This is a genomic window from Hyphomicrobium sp. DMF-1 (assembly GCF_027886585.1).
Classification (GTDB): Bacteria; Pseudomonadota; Alphaproteobacteria; order Rhizobiales; family Hyphomicrobiaceae; genus Hyphomicrobium_C; species Hyphomicrobium_C zavarzinii.
This window is the reverse complement of sequence record NZ_CP115706.1, coordinates 302,489-321,925: the sequence shown is the minus strand read 5'-3', so window position 1 is coordinate 321,925 and position 19,437 is coordinate 302,489. Positions and strand designations below refer to the sequence as shown.

Annotated in this window: 18 protein-coding genes; 6 read left to right on the top strand and 12 right to left on the bottom strand. The window is 64.4% G+C overall.

Annotated features, from left to right (window positions below):
* Positions 1-254 precede the first annotated feature (254 nt).
* The 3 genes from PE058_RS01405 to PE058_RS01395 form a co-directional block, all read right to left on the bottom strand.
* Complete coding sequence (locus PE058_RS01405) at positions 255-1,283, bottom strand: NAD(P)/FAD-dependent oxidoreductase (RefSeq protein WP_271029653.1); 1,029 nt, start codon at positions 1,281-1,283, stop codon at positions 255-257.
* A gap of 141 nt (positions 1,284-1,424) precedes the next feature.
* Entirely contained in the window at positions 1,425-2,477 is a 1,053-nt protein-coding gene (locus PE058_RS01400; RefSeq protein WP_271029652.1) for a MaoC family dehydratase, read from the bottom strand.
* A 202-nt stretch (positions 2,478-2,679) separates the two neighbouring features.
* Entirely contained in the window at positions 2,680-3,570 is an 891-nt protein-coding gene (locus PE058_RS01395; protein ID WP_026867993.1) for an HpcH/HpaI aldolase/citrate lyase family protein, read from the bottom strand.
* Between the two features lie 207 nt (positions 3,571-3,777).
* Between PE058_RS01395 and PE058_RS01390 the strand changes: the two genes are divergently transcribed.
* Together PE058_RS01390 and nhaA are read left to right on the top strand one after the other, a co-directional pair.
* Entirely contained in the window at positions 3,778-4,602 is an 825-nt protein-coding gene (locus tag PE058_RS01390) for a pyridoxal kinase (protein ID WP_271029651.1), read from the top strand.
* Positions 4,603-4,672: 70 nt separating this feature from the next.
* Positions 4,673-5,875 (top strand): Na+/H+ antiporter NhaA, encoded by a 1,203-nt coding sequence (gene nhaA, locus PE058_RS01385; protein WP_020085758.1) that lies wholly within the window; start codon positions 4,673-4,675, stop codon positions 5,873-5,875.
* Positions 5,876-5,983: 108 nt separating this feature from the next.
* Here nhaA and PE058_RS01380 read toward each other — a convergent pair whose 3' ends face one another.
* Positions 5,984-7,528 carry a SulP family inorganic anion transporter gene (locus PE058_RS01380; protein ID WP_020085757.1) on the bottom strand — a complete coding sequence of 515 codons (1,545 nt, stop codon included), beginning with the start codon at positions 7,526-7,528 and terminating at the stop codon, positions 5,984-5,986.
* 321 nt (positions 7,529-7,849) lie between these two features.
* Here PE058_RS01380 and PE058_RS01375 point away from each other — a divergent pair, with 321 nt between their 5' ends.
* Positions 7,850-8,488, top strand: a complete 639-nt coding sequence (locus PE058_RS01375) for a carbonic anhydrase (protein WP_020085756.1) — start codon at positions 7,850-7,852, stop codon at positions 8,486-8,488.
* Positions 8,489-8,603: 115 nt separating this feature from the next.
* On the opposite strand, the gene PE058_RS01370 is transcribed toward PE058_RS01375, so the two are convergent.
* From PE058_RS01370 to ccmA, 5 genes are all read right to left on the bottom strand, one after another.
* Positions 8,604-9,206 (bottom strand): DsbE family thiol:disulfide interchange protein, encoded by a 603-nt coding sequence (locus PE058_RS01370; RefSeq protein WP_020085755.1) that lies wholly within the window; start codon positions 9,204-9,206, stop codon positions 8,604-8,606.
* Entirely contained in the window at positions 9,203-9,391 is a 189-nt protein-coding gene (ccmD, locus tag PE058_RS01365) for a heme exporter protein CcmD (protein ID WP_271029650.1), read from the bottom strand. The genes PE058_RS01370 and ccmD overlap by 4 nt, the downstream gene beginning before the upstream one ends.
* 6 nt (positions 9,392-9,397) lie before the next feature.
* Positions 9,398-10,150: a heme ABC transporter permease gene (locus PE058_RS01360; protein ID WP_051113808.1), complete on the bottom strand. Its 753-nt coding sequence runs from the start codon at positions 10,148-10,150 to the stop codon at positions 9,398-9,400.
* A 128-nt stretch (positions 10,151-10,278) separates the two neighbouring features.
* On the bottom strand, positions 10,279-10,947 hold the full coding sequence (gene ccmB / locus PE058_RS01355; protein WP_020085752.1) for a heme exporter protein CcmB: 669 nt from the start codon (positions 10,945-10,947) through the stop codon (positions 10,279-10,281).
* Positions 10,944-11,612: a heme ABC exporter ATP-binding protein CcmA gene (gene ccmA, locus PE058_RS01350; RefSeq protein WP_051113794.1), complete on the bottom strand. Its 669-nt coding sequence runs from the start codon at positions 11,610-11,612 to the stop codon at positions 10,944-10,946. Before ccmA ends, ccmB begins: the two co-directional genes overlap by 4 nt.
* Before the next feature lie 246 nt (positions 11,613-11,858).
* On the opposite strand from ccmA, the gene acnA reads away from it, so the two are divergent.
* Both acnA and PE058_RS01340 read left to right on the top strand, forming a co-directional pair.
* Complete coding sequence (gene acnA / locus PE058_RS01345) at positions 11,859-14,588, top strand: aconitate hydratase AcnA (protein ID WP_020085750.1); 2,730 nt, start codon at positions 11,859-11,861, stop codon at positions 14,586-14,588.
* Between the two features lie 344 nt (positions 14,589-14,932).
* Positions 14,933-15,712, top strand: coding sequence for a DUF1223 domain-containing protein (locus PE058_RS01340; RefSeq protein WP_245257659.1), 780 nt, complete (start codon positions 14,933-14,935; stop codon positions 15,710-15,712).
* 10 nt (positions 15,713-15,722) lie between these two features.
* Here the strand turns inward: PE058_RS01340 and PE058_RS01335 are convergent, their stop codons facing one another.
* The 3 genes from PE058_RS01335 to PE058_RS01325 form a co-directional block, all read right to left on the bottom strand.
* Positions 15,723-16,436, bottom strand: coding sequence for an extensin-like domain-containing protein (locus PE058_RS01335; protein ID WP_271029649.1), 714 nt, complete (start codon positions 16,434-16,436; stop codon positions 15,723-15,725).
* A gap of 116 nt (positions 16,437-16,552) precedes the next feature.
* Entirely contained in the window at positions 16,553-17,767 is a 1,215-nt protein-coding gene (locus tag PE058_RS01330; protein ID WP_020085747.1) for a vWA domain-containing protein, read from the bottom strand.
* 257 nt (positions 17,768-18,024) lie between these two features.
* Positions 18,025-18,261, bottom strand: a complete 237-nt coding sequence (locus tag PE058_RS01325) for a DUF1674 domain-containing protein (protein WP_271029648.1) — start codon at positions 18,259-18,261, stop codon at positions 18,025-18,027.
* Between the two features lie 170 nt (positions 18,262-18,431).
* On the opposite strand from PE058_RS01325, the gene htpX reads away from it, so the two are divergent.
* Entirely contained in the window at positions 18,432-19,403 is a 972-nt protein-coding gene (gene htpX, locus PE058_RS01320) for a zinc metalloprotease HtpX (RefSeq protein WP_020085745.1), read from the top strand.
* Positions 19,404-19,437 lie beyond the last annotated feature (34 nt).

Below are 19,437 nucleotides of genomic sequence, written 5' to 3'. Positions count from 1 at the left end.
CGTTCGGCCGTGATCGTCTCGCCCCGGGAGGAAAACGTGGTCCAGGGCGGCCAGTACGCCAGGGTCCGGAATGCGGTCCATCCCGGACACGAAAAAACGCGGATCTCAGCTTGAACCGTACTCATCCGCCAGAGTGAAGAGTCTGACGAAATGATGGCCTGGAAGACTATTAGCGCGCTGCAACAGACGGGGCAATTCGCCAAATGGTGCGCGTCGCCATCGCAACAGACGGGCTTTAAACACGATTTCTCAACTCAGATTAGCGAGCTGACGATCGCTTTGCCGAGCCCCTGCCCGCTCTCGTAGGCGTGCTCCGCAAGCCGCCCCAGGCACCAGTCTCCCGCGGCCCCCACCTTGTAGTGGCTCGAGTAGATGAAGGATTCCCCCAGCGACTGCTCGACGAGCCCGTGGCGCCAAAGATACGCGCTGATCTGCTGCGGTGTGACGGCCGGAAGCCCGAGCTGGCGCGTCACCTCGCCCCAGATCTCCTCGGCCACCGCCTCGGGATCCGCGTCCTCCGTCTCCCGGCTCCAGCTCGGAGAGGCGTGGATCACGACAGTCTCGCCCCCGCCGCTCACGTTACGGCCCGGCTTCGAGCTGTTGCGGGCGATCCAGCGCAGCACTTCCGACATGTCCGAATAGACGTCCTGATCGGGCAGCGTCCGCTCGGCGAGGCGCACCATCACCGACCATGTCGGCACCATGCGCACGCGCGAGAGCGTTTCGACCATGCCCTCGACCCGGCCGAGAAGCAGCCGCGCGGCTGGCGCCGGAACGGTGACGGCCACCGCCGCGAACGGGCCGGCGCTCGTCTGGTCCTCGAACCAGATGGTCCAGCCTTTGTCCGTGGGCTTCAGCGTGTGCACCTTCTTGCCGGTGTGAACGAGAATGCTCTCGGCCAGCGGGCGCACGATCGAGCTCATGCCGGGCGTGCCGACATACCAGGTGTGGAGCTGCACGCCCTTGGTCTCGCCCGACGTCGTCTTGGGGTCCCATCGCGCAGCGTAGCCGGAAGACACCAGCTCGTTGATGTAAGAGCGGAATTTGTCGGAGCGCGCGGTGAGGTACTGAGCCCCGGAATCGAACGCGACGAGACCGTTTCGCGCCGTGGCGACCCGGCCTCCGATGATGCGTTCCTGCTCGAAGACTTCGACAAAGCATCCCGCGCGGCGAAGATAGGAGGAGCACGACAAGCCAGCCAAGCCTGCTCCAATGACAGCTACCTTCTGCGTCAAAGATTTCCTGGCGAGCGCCTCGCCCCTCCGAGGAGGCCGCAAGTCCACCTCGCGGCCGCCAAAAAGTGTTTGTCCCGTTCAGGGAGTGATCACGTCTAGAAAAGCAATGAATCGGGTGCGACTGGCAACCATTCAAAACGAGGAGTCGCCATCCCGCAATGCTTTATCTCTTTTGGAGCTTATCGCGGATTAACGCGGCAGCACCACCCAGATGTCGAGATCGAGGATCACGCCATCGGCATAGTCGCCGTTGTCCTTCTTGAACGGGAACGTGCTCGCATCCTGGTTCTTCACCGCCACGAGACGGGTACGCAGTGCACCCACGTCCGTGCGTCCCGGCAGCTCGGCCTTCTCCAGCACCTCAGACCAGGAATAGACGGTGTCTCCCGCAAACAGCGGCGCCACGTGGCGTCCGCCGTTGATCGCCGCGATGTGAAAGGCGTTGTTCATGCCGTTGAACGACAGCGCACGGGCGAGCGAAATGGTGACGCCGCCATAGACGATGCGCTTGCCGAAACGGCCTTTCGCCTCGGTGTGCTGATTGAAGTGAACTTTGGCCGTGTTCTGGTAGAGCCGGGTGGCCATCTGATGCTCGGCCTCTTCGAGCGTCATGCCGTCCACGTGGTCGATCCGCTCGCCGACGGCATAGTCGTCCCAGCGGTAGGGAGCGCCCGCCTGGGCGTAATTGTAGGCCTTGGTGTCGAGAACCGGCACCGCGCCGCCGATGTCCTTGGGATCGACGCGATCGGAGAGCTTGGGAACGACGGCTTCCGGCGCGGGCGAGTTCTTGTCGCGCTTACGGACCATGACCCAACGCGTGTACTCGAGGACCACCTCTCCCCGTTGGTTGCGGCCCGTCGAGCGGACGTACACGGTGCCCGTCTCGCGATTGGAGTTCTCCTTGAGGCCGATCACCTCGGAGACGGTCGAGAGCGTGTCGCCGGGATAGGCGGGCTTGAGGAAGCGGCCGCCCGCATAGCCGAGGTTGGCGATGGCGTTGAGCGAGACGTCGGGAACGGTCTTGCCGAATACCACGTGAAACAGCAGCAGGTCGTCGACCGGAGAGCGCGGATAGCCGATGGCGCGCGCGAACTCGTCCGAGGACTGGACCGCGAAGCGGGGGCCGTACAAGCTGGTGTAGATCGCGACATCGCCTTCGTTCAGGGTGCGCGGCGTGGCGTGGTTCAGGACTTGTCCGACGCGATAGTCTTCGAAAAAGTTGCCGGGATTGGTCTTTGTCATCGCTCTCGTCTCGGTCCTCGAAAGTTCAGGTCAGGGCCGTCCTATGCCATTTTTGGCCGGATGATGCGAGTGCGCCATTTCGCTCGCCCTGGGGGTGATCGCGCCCACCTCACTCCCGGCCCGGGACTGCGGCCCCGTGACCTGGGGCCGGGAAGAAATGGGCAGAAAAGCAAGCAGCCACGGGCTCTTGCATCGAACCGCCCTAGAACCAGTCCTCGATCTCCTTGACCGAGTTCGCGATGGCCACCGTTCGCTTCGCCTGCACGAGGTGGAGGCGCTCGACCATCTTGCCGTCGACGGTGATGACGCCCTTGTGCGCGCTCTCGGGCTCCTCGAACGCGCGTATGATCTTTTTGGACCAGGCCACCTCCTCCTCGGAGGGCGAGAAGATCTCGTTGCAGGGGCCCACCTGCGACGGGTGGATCAGCGTCTTGCCGTCCATTCCGAGCGTCCGTCCCTGCTCGCACTCGTTGCGGAAGCCCGCCTCGTCTTTGAAATCGTTGTAGACACCGTCGATGATGTCGAGGCCGTAGCCGCGCGCGGCTACCACCGCGAGGGCGAGCCACGGCACCACCGCGAAACGGTCGTGCACGGCACGCGCCCGGCTTTCCTTGAGCAGATCGTTCGTTCCCATCACCAGGCACACGAGCCGGTTCTCGGGGTCCGCGCCGACGGCGGCGATATCGGCGGCGTGGAGAATGGCGTGCGGCGTCTCCATCATCGCCCAGAGCTTGGTTTTTTCCGGCGCGTTGACCGATTTCAGGATCTTGGCCGCGCTGATGATGTCGCCCGCGTGCTGCACCTTGGGAACCAGAATGGCGTCCGGCGCCGCCGAGGCCGCAGCCAGGATGTCGGCCGTGCCCCAGGCCGTTTCGAGCGCGTTGGGCCGGATGACGATCTCGCGCCGGCCATAGCCCCCCTCCTTCACCGAGGCCACCACCTTGTTGCGCGCCTCGACCTTGGAATCGGGGGCAACGGAATCCTCGAGATCGAGAATGAGGGCGTCTGCGGGAAGAGAGCGCGCTTTCTCGAGCGCCCTGTCGTTGGCACCCGGCATGTAGAGAACGCTGCGTCGGGGGCGTATCGGAGCCATTTCGGTCGCCTCTCTTGGTATTATTTACGCGGATGTTGCGCTGCAAAAATAGTCCAAACTGGAGTTGGGACCAACGCGACTATTGTTCAGTCCGGGAATGCCTCTGGAAAAAGCCGTGCTTGGATCTAGTCCGCGGCCTTAAGCTGTGGCGCCCTCGAGGAAAGGGCGCCCGCCTCGACCCGCCGATTGCCAGCTCCAGGGAGATCCATGGCCACGATCCTCGCCATCTCGTCGTTCGTCGCCCGCGGCTCGGTCGGCCTTCGGGCCGTCATGCCGGCTTTGGAGCGCATGGGACATGACGTGATCGCCTGTCCTACCGTTTTGTTGTCGAACCATCTTGGCCACCCCCGCACCGGCGGCGGTCAGGTCGCCGCCGATACGTTGGCGGCCATGACCGAGGCCCTGGGCGAGAACGGCTGGCTGCCGAAGGTGGATGCGATCCTGACCGGGTTCTTTCCGGGCCCGGATCACGTGCGCCTCGCGGAAGCGATGATTGATCGCGTTCGCGCGTTGCGCCCCGATGCGCTGATTGTCTGCGATCCCGTTCTCGGTGATCACCCGGAGGGACTCTACGTCCCCGAAAGCGTGGCGGAAGCGGTGCGCGACCGCCTCGTGCCCAAGGCGACGCATATCAAGCCCAACCGCTTCGAGCTGGCCTTTCTCTCCGGCCGCCCTGTGTCGTCGCTTGGCGACGTGGTGGAGGCGGCGCGGACGCTCGGTGTGCCGGTTGTGCTCGCGAGCTCGATTCCAGTTGGAACCGATCGCCTGGCCAATGTGGTCGTCACGAAAGAGCGCTCGGGCTTTTGCAGCGTGCCGCGCGAAACCGAGGTGCCGCACGGAACCGGCGATCTGCTCGCTGCCCTGTTCACGGCCAACATGCTCAACGGTGGCGACGTGCTCTCTCACGCGGCCTCCGCCGCAGCGGGTGTCGCGAGCGTCATCGCGCGCTCTAAGGGCTCGGACGAGCTCAACCTGTCTGGGCCTTCGCCGTGGCAGAACGCGCCGCCCTTGCCTGTCGAACTGGTCGCATGAGCAAAGGTTGACCCACGTACCCTCGTGCGGCAAAAAACAAAAAGGCTCAAGCGATTGGTTGGGATAGGTGATGGTCGGAAAGCTGCGCGGCGCCCTTCGGTTCATCCATCATGAGGCGTCGGGCGGGATCATCCTCCTGTTTGCTGCCATCCTGGCTCTCCTGCTCGCCAACTCGCCGCTCTCTCACGTCTACGACGCTCTCCTCGATACGCCGGTTACGATCCGCATCGGCGCGCTGGAGGTGGACAAGAACCTTCTGCATTGGATCAACGACGGCCTGATGGCCGTGTTCTTTTTCCACGTCGGCCTCGAGATCAAGCGGGAGCTGGTGGAAGGCGAGCTATCGTCGCTGAAGCAGGCGGCGCTTCCGGCGATCGGCGCGCTGGGTGGCATGATCGTGCCGGCGCTCATCTACGTCGCTGTCAACTACGGCGACCCGCACGCCCTCGCGGGCTGGGCCATCCCCACCGCGACCGACATCGCCTTCGCGGTCGGCGTGCTCGCGCTCGTCGGCTCGCGGATTCCGTCGGCTCTCAAAATCTTCCTGCTTGCGCTCGCCATCATCGACGATCTCGGCGCGATCCTGATCATCGCGTTTTTCTACACGTCCAAGCTCTCGCTTCTGGCGCTCGGTCTTGCCGGCATCGGGGTTTTGGCGCTGGCCGTTCTCAACTTCAGGGGCATCACGCGCACCGCCGCCTATGTGCTGGTCGGCACGTTCGTGTGGCTCTGCGTGCTGAAGTCGGGTGTCCACGCCACATTGGCGGGTGTCGTCACGGCGTTTGCGATTCCTCTGACGCCCCTCGCAAACGGAACGCGGAACGGAACAGTCGAGTCGCTCGCCTCGAAGCTTCAGGAGAGCCTGCATCCGTGGGTCAACTTCGGAGTCCTCCCTGCCTTCGCTTTCGCCAACGCCGGCGTCTCTCTCGTCGGCATCACGCCCGATCGGCTCTTGAGCCCCATTCCGCTCGGCATCGCGCTCGGCCTCCTCGTGGGTAAATCGATCGGCGTGTTCGCGTTCGCACGAGCGGCTATTGCTCTGGGAGTGGGAACGCGTCCTGAAGGAAGCACGTGGGTTCAGCTCTTCGGGGTTGCCGTGCTTGCGGGCATCGGCTTCACCATGAGCCTGTTCATTGGCATGCTGGCGTTTCCGGAGCCCACCTACGCCGCGGACATTCGCATCGGCGTGCTCTCAGGCTCGCTGTGCGCGGCGCTGCTCGGATATGCCATCCTCAGGAACGCTTCGCCCGCCCCGATCACGGCGCGGTCCTGAGAAACCGGCCTCGCAAACGATCATGGCCGGGTCGCCCCGGCCATGATGTCGTTCGATCTTGTGAGCGCATGAAGAGCCGAACCGGCATCCACGCCTTCGAAAAAGGCTCTAGCGCCCTGTCGCTTCCGCTCGAGCTCTGAGGCCGCTGCGGTTCTGATACTTCTGCGTGAGCCCTTCCCACTCGATCTCGAGAGAGCCGCCGCTGGCCTTGTGCTGGCGATCCCAGTTTGTCAGCAGGTCGATGCAGGCGTGATCGATGTAGTCGAGATCGTCGATGTGGATGTGGACGTGCGTGTTCGGCTTCAGCCCCTCGAGCTCGCTTGCGAGCATCGGCAGGCGGATCAGCGTCGCGGCACCCTTGAGATGCAGGTCCACGCGGTTGCTGTTCGGCTCTTCCACCTTGCGCACCTCGAGATGCGAGAAGGCATAGAGCAGCTTGAGCAGCGACAGCACCAGACCCACGACCACACCCGCCAGAAGGTTGGTGGCGACGATGGTTGCGACGGTGATGAAGTAGATCGCGACTTCGCTGGTGCCGAACTTCTGCAGCGTCGGCACGATCTTCGGATAGGCGAGCTTGTAGCCGGTGTAGACGAGAACGGCGGCAAGGGCCGAGATCGGGATGTAGCTCAGCGTGAATGGCAGCACGCTCGCGAACAGTAGAAGCCAGACGCCGTGCATGATGGCCGAGAGCCGCGTTACCGCGCCGGCGTCCACGTTCGCGCTGGAGCGTACGATCACGCCGGTCATGGGAAGAACGCCGAGCAGGCCGCAGAGGGCATTGCCCACGCCCTGCGCGGAGAGCTCCCTGTCATACTTGGTGCGCGGTCCCCGGTGCATCTGATCGACGGCGGTCGCGCACAGCAGCGTCTCGGCGCTGGCGATGAACGCGATCGAGATCGCGCCGATCAGGATCGGGGCTTCCACGATGCGCATCAGGTTGTCGGGCGTGGGGAACACGACCGTGGACCAGATGTTGTCGGGCACGACCACGTAGTGGATGTCGGAAAGGCCGAGCAGACCGGCCGCCAGCATGGCCACGACCACGCCGACGAGCGGGGCCGGCATGAGGCGCCACGACTTGGGCGCGAACGACCAGCCCGCGATCGTCACGATGGTGAGAAGGCCGATACCTGCCGCCTTGAGGCGATGGTCGCCGGCCTCGATCGCCGTCAGAAGAGCGCCTGGCATGCCGATCAGGTTCTGGATGCCCGTTCCGAGCGGCTTTCCGTCGAGCATGACGTGGAACTGCGCGACGAGGATCAGAACGCCGATACCGGCGAGCATGCCGTGGATGACCGCAGGCGAGACGGCGCGGAACCACTGGCCGAGTCTAAGCACGCCCGCGGCGAGCTGAAAGAGGCCGGCGAACAGGACAACGACGCCAAGCATTTCGACGCCGTTGGCCTGCACGAACTGGAGCACCAGGACGCTGAGACCGGCGGCCGGTCCGCTGACCTGGAGTGGCGAGCCTGCCAGCACGCCCACGATGAGGCCGCCGATAATGCCGGTGATGATACCCGCCGTAGGCGGCATGCCCGAAGCGATGGAGATGCCCATGCACAGCGGCAGGGCCACCAGGAAGACGACAACCGATGCGAGCAGGTCCTGCCCGTATGTCGATTTCGGCGCGGAAGAAGACTGTGACGTCATAGAATAATCACGCCAAGCCTTGCTTTACCGGCTGGCGCGCCCCCCTTGATTGCTGTGAGCCAGCACTAGTTTGCCATTGGTGCGGCGAACGATAACGGCTGGCAGGGGGTCCCGCAACCAGAAGACGCCTTGAAATACAGGGTTTAACCATGCCGGGTACTCGGCGTTCTGTGCACAACTGCGCGCTGGGTGCGACGATTGCAATGTCGCGTGCGTCCGCTGTTGGAGTAGAAACTGACCGATATCTGAGGTGTTGTGAGGCAGACACGCCCGGCCCTCGTATCGTAATTTCCCAGGCACTTCATTTTGAGGCGAACCCGAATGTCGAGCTTCCCAGAACAACTGACCGACCGTTACCGCCGCTTCAAGCACCGCCATTTCGTTCCGAACGCGGATCACTACGAAGAACTCGCGACATACGGGCAGGACCCGGAGGTGATGATCATCTCCTGCTGCGATAGCCGTGTCGATCCGGAAACCGTGTTCAGCGCCATGCCGGGCGAGTTGTTTGTTGTGCGCAACGTCGCCAACCTGGTGCCCCCGTACGAGACGGGCGGCAAGTTCCACGGCGTGAGCGCAGCCATCGAGTTCGCAGTCATGAACCTGCGCATCAAGCACCTCGTGGTGATGGGCCACTCGGGATGCGGCGGCGTGAAGACCGCACTCGATCAGAGCGCCGCGATCCAGACCGAGGCCAAGTTCATCTCGCGCTGGATGTCGATGCTGGACGAGGCGCGTCTGCACGTCGTGTCCGCTCACCAGATGGCCCCGCAGGCCGAGAAGCTGAGGCTGCTTGAGCACGAAGGCATCAAGACCTCGATCGCGAACCTCCGCACCTTCCCCTTCGTCAAGCAGGTGGAGGACAAGGGCCGTCTGTCGCTGCACGGCGCCTACTTCGACATCGCGACGGGCACGCTGAGCGTTCTCAACCACTCCCGCGGCGAGTTCTTTCCCGTCTAGTGAGTGCGGGGCTGCTCGTTAGCTGATTTCTCAAGATCCCGGCAAACGCCGGGATCTTTTTTTTGGCGATTGATCCGGCTCGAAAAAGCGTCGCCCGGCCTGGAAGGCCAGCCCGCTACTTTTGCACTGCGACCGCGCGCGCCTTCTCGATGGCGGGCAGCAGGGTCTTTTCGAGGCTATCCGGCGAGATCGGCCCCACGTGCTTGTAGGCGATCTTGCCCTCGCCGTTGATGACGAAGGTTTCCGGCATGCCGTACACGCCCCACTCGATGGCGTTGCGCCCCGTGCGATCCGTGCCCACCGCCGTGAACGGATTGCCGTAGCGGCCGAGGAAGCGCCGGCCGGCTTCTGCCTGGTCCTTGTGGTTCACGCCATAGATGTCGACCCCGGAGCGTTTCCGGAGCTCGATCAGCAGCGGATGCTCCTCGATGCACGGCACGCACCACGAGGCCCAGAAGTTGACGACCGAGACCTTGCCCTTGGCGAGGTCGGCGGCGTGGAAGCCGGGCACGGGCGCGCCGTTCGACAGCAACCCTTCGAGCGGCGGGAACTCCGTTTGCGGCACAGGACGGCCGATGAGCGCTGACGGCAGCTTGCTGGGATCGCCCGAGGTGAGCGCGAACGCGAACAGAGCCGCGATCGCCACGAAAATGAGCAGCGGAACCATCACCCAGCCGCGGCTTTTGCGCTCGGGGGGCGTGCTGGTTTCCGTGCTCATGAGGTCTTCTGTCCCTGATTTGCGGTTCTGTCGGAGCGGCGCTTGAGACCGCGCCGGTCTGCATCGGCGAGCGCCTTGGCCTGCCGCCAGCCGTCGAGCAGCGTCCATCCGACGAGGAGGCCGATGATCGCGGCGAATGCGGCATAGGACGCCCAGATGAAGGCTGCGTGCGGGCCGAGATCCATGACGCTCTACTCCACCCGTTCCGAGAACGCCCGGTCGCCGCGCTCGATCTCCGCGAGACGCAGCGTCTTCACGCGTCGCCGTAGGATCTCATTCTGCATGCCTTTGAGATGCAGCGCGATGAAGAGTAGCGTGAACCCGATCGCCGAGAGCAGGAGCGGGGTGCGCATGCTGGGATCGACCGAGCTCGTGAAGCCGGTAGAGGGCTGGTGCAGCGTGTTCCACCAGTCGACGGAGAACTTGATGATCGGCAGGATGGCGACGCCGACCAGGGCCAGCACGGCCGTGAGCTTGCCCGCCAGCGCCTCGTCCTCGAGCGATGAGCGCAGCGCGATAAGCCCGAGATAGAGGAAGAAGAGGATCAGCACGGAGGTGAGCCGCGCGTCCCACACCCAATAGGTGCCCCACATCGGCTTGCCCCAGAGCGAGCCGGTGATCAGCGCGGCGAGGGTGAATGCGGCCCCGATCGGCGCTGCGGCCTTGGCCGACACGTCCGCGAGGGGGTGGCGGAACACCAAGAGCCCGAAGCTCGACAGTGCGATGATCGAATAGCCCATCAGCGCGAGCCAGGCCGAAGGAACGTGGATGTACATGATCTTGACGGTCTCGCCCTGCTGGTAGTCGGGCGGCGCGACGAAGAAGACGAGATACATCGCATACGCGATGAACAGAGCTGCGCCAGCCGCGATCCAAGGCAGGATCGCGCGCGAAAGCTCCATGAAGCGGGTCGGGTTTGCGAGACGCTGAGTGAGTGTTTGCATGGATTTCATCTAAAGCGCTTCCAGAAAACTGGAAACCGGTATTCCGCTCCAGGGCGCGTTAAACAAAGGTAAGGTTCACGGCCACTGATCCCTTAGGGACGCTAGCCAAGCGCAGCATTGACGCAGGATTACGACATTTGCAGCCGTAATGCCGCAGCCGAGGCGAGCGGCGCCGCTGCCACCGATGCGACCGAGATCGCGAGCAGGATCAGCAGGGAGGCACTGAGCCCATCCTGGCCGAGACTTGCGAACCCTATGGCGGAAATGCCGAAAATGAGGGTCGGGATGTAGAGCGGCAGTACCAGCAGCGCGAGCAGCAGCCCCCCGCGCCGTGCCTTGAGCGTGAGCGCGGCGCCCACGCTGCCCAGGAAGCTGATCGCGGGCGTGCCGGCCAGCATGGTGCCCACGAGCGCCGGCGTAAGCGTGATGTCGAGGTTGAGCATCAGACCCAGCACAGGCGCCATGAGCGCCAGCGGAATCCCCGTCGAGATCCAGTGCGCGAGCGCCTTGGCTGCCACGGCCAGCTCCAGCGGAAGCGGCGCGGTGGCCATCACTTCGAGCGAGCCGTCCTCGTGGTCGGCTTCGAACATGCGCGGCAGTGACAGCAGCGCGGCGAGCAGCAGCGCGATCCAAAGCACGCCCGGCGCGATGCGCGAGAGCAGCTTGAGGTCGGGGCCGAGGCCGAGTGGCAGCATGGCCACCACCACGAGATAGAAGCCGAGTGCGGTGCCGAGCGCCGATCCTTCGCGAACGGCCAGCGTGAGGTCGCGCTTGAGAAGCGCCCAGAAGCCCGTCATGGCGCGCCGCCCCCCGAGAGAGTGTCGCCGGGCGCCGCGCCCGTCGAAGGTGCAGGCCCGAGGCGCAGATATGTCGGATCCTCGAGCCCGAGCGGCAGGTGCGTCGCCGCGATGACGAGGCCGTTGTTGGCGAGGTGCTTGCGGATGAGCTTGGCGAGCAAGTCCGTCGAAGCGGCATCGAGCGAGACAGTCGGCTCGTCGAGCAGCCAGATCGGCCGGTGCGCCACGCTGAGCCGCGCAAGTCCGAGCCGGCGCTTTTGGCCCGCGGAGAGAAGACCCGCTGGGTAGTCGGCGAGCTGAGAGAGACCGAAGTGAGAAAGCGCGTCGTGAACCCGGTCCTCGATCGGCGTGCTTTCCCGGGCACCGAGATACTCCGCCCAGAACACGAGATTCTGCTCTGCCGTGAGATTGGCCTTGATGCCGGTTAAATGACCGACGTAGTGGCAGGCCTCCGCCACATCCTGATCGGTGAACTCGGCATTGAGGGAAATCGTCCCCGCCGCTGGCGTGATGAAACCCGCGAGCGTGCGGATCAGCGTCGTCTTTCCCGCTCCGTTCGGCCCCACGAGCAGCAACGCTTCGCCTGCTTTCGCGGTGAACGACAACGCCGAGATGACGGTTCGCGTCCCACGTTCCACAGTCAGATTGTCAGCATGAAGAAACAAGCGATCGACCCAGCTCGAGCCCGCGCGAATGGGCCTGCGACATAGAGGATTTGCAAAATTAACAAGCACGGCTGTGCTGGTTCTAGACTTTAGTCGCCTATATAATTGGCTTGCTTCGCGCTTCGCTACTGCAAAAAATGCATCCGGTCCGCCCGCGTCCTGCTGGGCACGTCCCGCCAAGCGTAACGCGGCCAGAAATTTCTCGTTTCGGTCCGCTCGAAACATCCCGCCTCAAGGAGAAGAAACGTGAGCGCTTCCACGACTGCCAACTCTGCGCCGGTTTCCCTGGACAGCTTCAAATGCCGCAAGACGCTGTCCGTCGATGGCAAGCCATACGTCTACTATTCGCTTCCCGAGGCGGAGAAGAACGGCCTCGCGGGCATTTCGAAGCTCCCCTATTCGATGAAGGTTCTGCTCGAGAATCTGCTTCGTCATGAGGACGGCCGCTCGGTGACGAAAGCCGACATCGTCGCGGTGTCCGAATGGCTGGTGAACAAGGGCAAGGCCGAGAAGGAGATCGGGTTCAGGCCCGCGCGCGTGCTGATGCAGGATTTCACCGGCGTGCCCGCCGTCGTCGATCTGGCCGCAATGCGCGATGGCATGCTGACGCTCGGCGGCGACGCCAAGAAGATCAATCCGCTTGTGCCCGTCGATCTCGTCATCGATCACTCGGTCATCGTCGACGCTTTCGGCAATGCGGACGCGTTCGAGAAGAACGTCGAGCTCGAGTATGACCGCAACGGCGAGCGCTATCTCTTCCTCAAGTGGGGCCAGGGCGCGTTCGCGAATTTCCGGGTCGTGCCGCCGGGCACCGGCATCTGCCATCAGGTGAACCTTGAGTATCTGGCGCAGACGGTCTGGACTGCAACGACGGATTCGGGCGAGACGCTCGCCTATCCCGATACCCTCGTCGGCACCGACAGCCACACCACCATGGTCAACGGTCTTGCGGTTCTTGGATGGGGCGTCGGCGGCATCGAAGCCGAGGCTGCCATGCTGGGCCAGCCGCAGTCGATGCTGATCCCCGAGGTGATCGGTTTCCGCCTGGTCGGCGCGCTCAAGGAAGGTGTCACGGCAACCGATCTCGTGCTCACCGTCACGCAGATGCTGCGCAAGAAAGGCGTGGTGAACAAGTTCGTAGAGTTCTACGGACCGGGCCTCGACCACCTGACCCTCGCCGATCGCGCGACCATCGCCAACATGGCGCCCGAGTATGGCGCCACCTGTGGCTTCTTCCCGGTAGACGGCGAGACGCTCAACTATCTCACCATCTCGGGCCGCGACCCGGCGCGCATCGCGCTCGTCGACGCCTACACGAAGGCGCAGGGCCTCTTCCGCACCAAGGACGCCGGAGATCCCGTCTTCACCGATACGCTGGAGCTCGATCTCGCGACCGTCGGCCCGTCTCTGGCCGGTCCCAAGCGTCCCGAGGGCCGCATCGCGCTGCCCGACGTCAAGTCCGGTTTCGCGACGGCCCTTGAAAGCGAGTACAAGAAGCCCGGCGAAGGGGCGAAGCGCGTGCCCGTCGAAGGCCGCGACTTCGATCTCGGCCACGGCGACGTCGTAATCGCCGCCATCACGAGCTGCACCAACACGTCGAACCCGTCCGTGCTCATCGCCGCGGGTCTGCTCGCGCGCAATGCCGTCGCCAAGGGCCTCACCTCGAAGCCCTGGGTCAAGACCTCGCTCGCGCCTGGAAGCCAGATCGTCGCCGCCTATCTCGAGAAGGCGGGCCTGCAGACGTATCTCGACAAGATCGGCTTCAACCTCGTCGGCTTCGGCTGCACCACCTGCATCGGTAACTCCGGCCCGCTTCCCGCCGAGATCTCGAAGGCGATCAACGAAAACGGCCTCGTCGCCGCCGCCGTGCTCTCGGGCAACCGCAACTTCGAAGGCCGCGTGAGCCCCGACGTGCAGGCCAACTATCTGGCGTCTCCGCCGCTGGTCGTGGCCTATGCGCTCGCAGGCACCGTGGCGCGCGATCTCTCGACCGAGCCGCTCGGCACGGGCAGCGATGGCAAGCCTGTCTACCTGAAGGACATCTGGCCGACGAACCAGGAGGTCCAGAAGTTCATCGCCGAGAATATCTCGCGCGACCTCTTCAAGTCGAAGTACGCGGACGTATTTCACGGCGACGATCGCTGGCGCACCATCAAGGCGGGCGCCGGTCTCACCTACGGCTGGGACGACAAGTCCACGTATGTGCAGAACCCGCCCTACTTCAAAGGCATCACCAAGTCCCCCCGTCCCATCACCGACCTCGAAGGCGCACGCGTGCTCGCGCTGTTCGGTGACAAGATCACGACCGACCACATCTCGCCGGCCGGCTCCATCAAGGCCGCCTCTCCCGCGGGCAAGTATCTGCTCGAGGAAGGCGTGAAGCCCGCCGACTTCAATCAGTACGGCACCCGCCGCGGCAACCATGAAGTGATGATGCGCGGCACCTTCGCCAACATCCGCATCAAGAACTTCATGGTGAAGGACGAGGCCGGAAACGTCGTCGAGGGCGGCTACACCATCCACCATCCCTCGGGCGAGAAGCTCGCGATCTACGACGCGGCGCAGCGCTATGCCGCCGAAGGCGTGCCGCTCGTCGTGTTTGCAGGCGTCGAGTACGGCAACGGCTCCTCGCGTGACTGGGCGGCCAAGGGCACCAACCTGCTTGGTGTGAAGGCGGTCGTCGCCCAGTCGTTCGAGCGCATCCATCGCTCGAACCTCGTCGGCATGGGCATCATCCCGTTCGTGTTCGAGCCGGGCACCACGTGGCAGACGCTCGGCCTCGACGGCAGCGAGACGGTGACGCTGAAGGGTCTCGCGAGCCTCAAGCCGCGCCAGATCGTGGAAGCCCAGATCACCCGCAAGGATGGCTCCAAGCTCGCCGTGCCGCTCGTCTGCCGGATCGATACTTTGGACGAGATCGAGTACTACAAGAACGGCGGCATTCTTCAGTACGTGCTCCGCAACCTGGCGGCATAGGCGCGCTGCCCGAACCGACACCAATCAGCCCGAGGCAATCATGATCTTTTTTTCATGATCGCCTCGGCCGCGTCTGTCAGATGTCGGAATTTATCTTTTCGCCAAAGGCTTAGGGCTCCATTGCGCACGGGCGTATGTTGATCCCTCTCGGGGATCGCACACCCTGGACCATCGGCCCGTCAGATCTTATCAATCTAGGGAAGGCGCGGATGTGCGCCTTGGACCCTGATCGCCTGAGACCGGTTCGGCTCATGGCGGGAATCGCGGTTTTAAGCTCCAGGTCCGCACACCGCACTTAGGCACGGCGGACGACGGTACGCGCTCGGATCATGCAAAAGGACACCGTGTCGAGAGCCCTACGTTTTGCGCGCCGCTTGGCGCTCATGGCCGCGACCGTGCTGTTGGCGCCCGTGCTCGCCAACGCCGAGACCGAGCAGATGCCGGAGATGGTGCAGCGAAGCGGTCCGCCGCGCGCTGTCATCGAAATGTTCACGAGCCAGGGCTGCTCCGATTGCCCGGCGGCCGACGCCCTGCTCAAACAATATCTCGATCAGCAGAATATCGTCGGCCTGTCGCTGCCCATCGACTACTGGGACTACCTCGGCTGGAAGGACACGCTCGCCGGCCCGCGCAATGCCGAGCGCCAGCGCGAGTACGCGAAACGCTTCGGTATCGGCACCGTCTACACGCCGCAGGCTGTGGTGAACGGCGCCGCCGAGGTGCTGGGCTCGAGCCAGTCGGAGATCGACCGTGCGGTGCGAGCCACCGAGACGGCCCTGTCCAGCAGCCGCGTGCCCGTGCATTTCTGGCACTACGGCTCCAACATCATCATCGAAGCAGGCGCCGCGCCTGCCGGATCAGAGCCGAAGGAGGCCACCATCTGGCTGGCCGTGGTGCAGAAGTCGGCGCAGGTGTCGGTGCGGGGCGGCGAGAACAACGGCAAGACGCTGACCTACTACAACGTCGTGCGCGAGCTGACCCCCGTCGGGCTGTGGAACGGCCGGCCCGCCACCATCCGCCTCGCCCGCGCCGCCATCATGCGCCCCGAGACCGAGGATCTGATCGTGCTGATCCAGGAAGCGAGCACCGGTCCCATTATCGGCGCTGCCCGCCTCGGAGACTGATCCCGGCGGCCTAGCGGCACGTCCACATCAGGCCGCGGTCGAAATGGAAATGATTGTTGTGCGCGGCGTTGAAGTCCGGACCCAGCGAGACGCGGAAATACTTGCACGCCCGCCTGTGCACCTTGCGCAGGAACTCGCTTTCCTTGCCCGATCCCTTCCAGTCCTTGAGCAGGCTGATCGACCGGCCATCGGCGAGCGTGAAGCCTGAGATGTCGATGGCGTTCGCGGTGGCGTGCTGACTGCGCACGCCCTTCCAGAACGGATTGCCGACGATATTGCGGCAGCCGTAAGTCCCCATGTCGCCGAGGCGCACCACTTCTTGCCTGAACATCTCTTTCGCGAGCGGCTGCACCTCGTGCTCCACCCAGAGCGTCAGCGCCGCCGCCATCTCGCACGTGAGAGGCTCGACGCCGATCTTCGCGCCGCCCGTGGTGGTGAAACGCACCGCGTTCTCCCACCCGCAGCCGTCCTTCATGGGACGATCCGGTATCTGCGTCGCGTCGATGTGCGGCTCCTTGAGCACAGCGTTGCACAGCACGGGATCGAACCGCAGCGCCGAGAGCTTGGGGTCGACGAAGAACGACGGCGGATTTTCGAGTGAGATCGGGCTGAACGGGCTCAGCCGTTGCGGGATGAGACCGAACCAGAAGCCGCCCACGACGGCGACGGCCAGAAAGAGCAGCAGCAGGAGCTTCGAGAATAGACGTCGTGGCTTTCTTCGCATCCGTCCCCCTGCACCCGCGAGTGCTGCCGGCTCCCCAATCCCGGCGCTACCCTAAAGCCTCGCGGGCTGGGCAGCAACGCGGCCGGGATGAAGAGCGGGAGCGGTGCGGGCGGACGTTATTGCGTGAGATGCAGATCCGTCAGGCTGCGGCCCACCGATTGGAAGGCCATTTTGAGCGCATCGCCGTCGGAAGCGGAGAAGTAGTGGTTGGCGGAGGTGGCGCATTCGCTGAGAAGCTTTTCGGCCGTGCGTCCCGCCATGAAGCCCACCGCGTAGACCACGACGCCTTGCGCTTTCATGTTCGTGCAGAGCGCGCGCGCCTGGGCCGACGAGCTGCCGTTCGCCGCGACGTACTCGGTGTTGAACTCGCCGTCTGTCATGAGGAGAACGGCCTTGATCGTCGTCTTGGGATCGTAGGCCGCGGGCTTGCTGGCCGACGGCCAGACGCCGCTCCAGCGCGGAGAAAGGAGATACCAGCCCCACGCCGTGCCGATGTGGCCCGCCGTGTTTCCGTTCGGACGCAGCGCCGCGATCTGCGATTTCAGCGTCGCCTTCCTGTCGGTCAGCGCCTGCACCGTCGCGGACGGGCATTCGACGTCCTTGTTGTAGCCGAGGTAGGCTCCGGTGCCGGGTGCGCTTTCGCTGAAGCGAGCAGAGCCGCTGCGCTCGAACACGCAGCCCGTGCCGCTCGAGCGGCCGGTCACGGTTTTGAAATAGCTGCCCGCGTTGAGGCTCGCCGCGTAAGGCGCAAGCCCGATGCGCACCTTGCCGGGACGACCTTCGTCTGGAAGCATCAGCTCGACGAGATCGGCGGCGGCCGTGCGCAGATCTGCAATCTTGGACGACGGGCTTCCCATCGAGCCGGTCACGTCGAGCACCAGGGCCAGCTCGATGTCGCGCTGGGACGAGATCGTTTCGGCCATAGCCGGCACCTCGATGGTGTCGAAGCCGGCGACACGCGTGAGCGTCATCGGGACGTTCGCCGATGCATCGACCCGCACTTTGCCGGATTGCCTGTCGATGGAGACGGCGAAATCGGTCACGTCGCCGAACGCCATGCCGTCGCCGATGTTCTCCTTGAAGTAGGTTTCCGCGAGCGCCTTGAGCTCGCCATCCGTACGTGTGCCCTCGCCGAGCGCGCGCCCGGCAGCAAGCGCGGCAGCGTCCGCCGCCGAGATCAGCGTCGAGCGCGCATGGAGCGTGCGTCCGTAGTCCACCGCGATGCCGGCCGCGAACACCAGCACCACGAGCATCATCGAGAAGATGACGGCGACGCTGCCTTGTTCGTCGCCCTTGAAGCTTCTTGTTTTTTCAATCAGCCATCCGCGCATCGGTGTGTCTCTCGTTGAGCCAGTCCAAATTTTCTTGGGATGGCTCGTGCAACCGAGGTGCCGGAAATGCGGGCGTGCGCGTCTGGTCCGGGCGCGTCTGCAGACCCGGTTAAAGGAGTGTTAACAGGAAGAAAAAGTTAGGTTATGCAGTGCGTTGGAATACAGCCATCCGCGCAGGGGAAATCTCAGAGGCTTACGATGCCTCTCCATGCCAGCGATCATTTCGGGACAGGCGGAGGGACGCGGCCGATCGGGGCTCAGAAATCGCTGATGATCCCGCCCTTTTCCCAGTCGCCGTAGCGCGTGGGCTCCGGGCCATCCCGGCCGCCGACTTCGGGACGCTTGGCGTTGCTCCGGGCCGCCTCTTCGGCCGCCTCCCGCCGCTCCGCCGCCTCCTGAAGCGCCCGCTGCGCTTCCGGCGACAATGTCCGCTTTGGCACGGATTCGGCCGAAACCTCGGGATCTGTCGGGAGCTTGTCGATCGGCGTCGTCATTGCGCAAATAGGACCCTTGTCGTCGGGACGGAGCGAGGAGAGGGATTCTGGTCTCGCGCCAGACCCCTTCCTATATAGCAGTCTCGAAAGATCGCGCGAGGCGCTTGAACGACCGGGCCTCGAACGTGAAGCTTAAAGGAGGCCTGCCTTCGGGCGGGATGGAGTGACGGATGCCGATGAACTACGCCAAGACAGCTTTTCTGCTCGCTGCGCTGACGGCCATTTTCGTGGCCATGGGCGCGGCTGTCGGTGGTCAGCAGGGCATGGTCATTGCGTTCTTCGTGGCGCTGGCCATGAACCTGTTCAGCCTCTGGAACTCGGACACGATGGTGCTCAAGATGTTCCAGGCCCAGGAGGTGGACGAACGCACAGCACCTGAATATTACGGCCTCGTGCGGGACTTGGCGCGCCGCGCGGAGCTGCCCATGCCGCGCGTTTTCATCATGCACAATCCGCAGCCGAATGCTTTCGCGACCGGGCGCAGCCCGCAGCGAGCGGCCGTCGCCGCGTCCTCGGGCCTTCTCGAAACGCTGAACCGCGAGGAGATCGCGGGCGTCATCGCGCACGAGCTGGCGCACATCAAGAACCGCGACACGTTGACGATGACCGTCGCCGCCACCATCGGCGGCGCCATCTCGATGCTCGCCCAGTATCTTCAGTTCGGCATGTTGTTCGGCGGAAACCGCGACGAGCGCGGCGGTGGCGTGGGAATGATCGGCGCCATCCTCGCCATGCTGGTCGCGCCTTTCGCCGCCATGCTCGTGCAGATGGCGATCAGCCGCTCGCGTGAGTACAGCGCCGACCGCATGGGCGCTCTCATCTGCGGCAACCCGCGCTGGCTCTCGTCCGCTCTCTTCAAGATCCACAACGCCGCGCAGCGCATCCCCAACGAGGAGGCGGAGCAGGTGCCGGCCGCAGCCCACATGTTCATTATCAATCCGCTGACCGGCCAGGGGATGGACAACCTGTTCTCGACCCATCCCAACACCGAGAACCGCATCGCGGCCTTAGAGGCGCTGGCGCAGGAAATGATGCGCAGCGGCGTCAACCTCGGTGGGCCGGACGTATCGCCGGGCGGCTCGGGCCCCTGGTCGGACCCGTCGCGCGGAGCGGGCAGCTCTACGCGCGGACCCTGGGGTTAGCCGGGTCGCGGCGACGCGGTGCTTGACGGGCTTC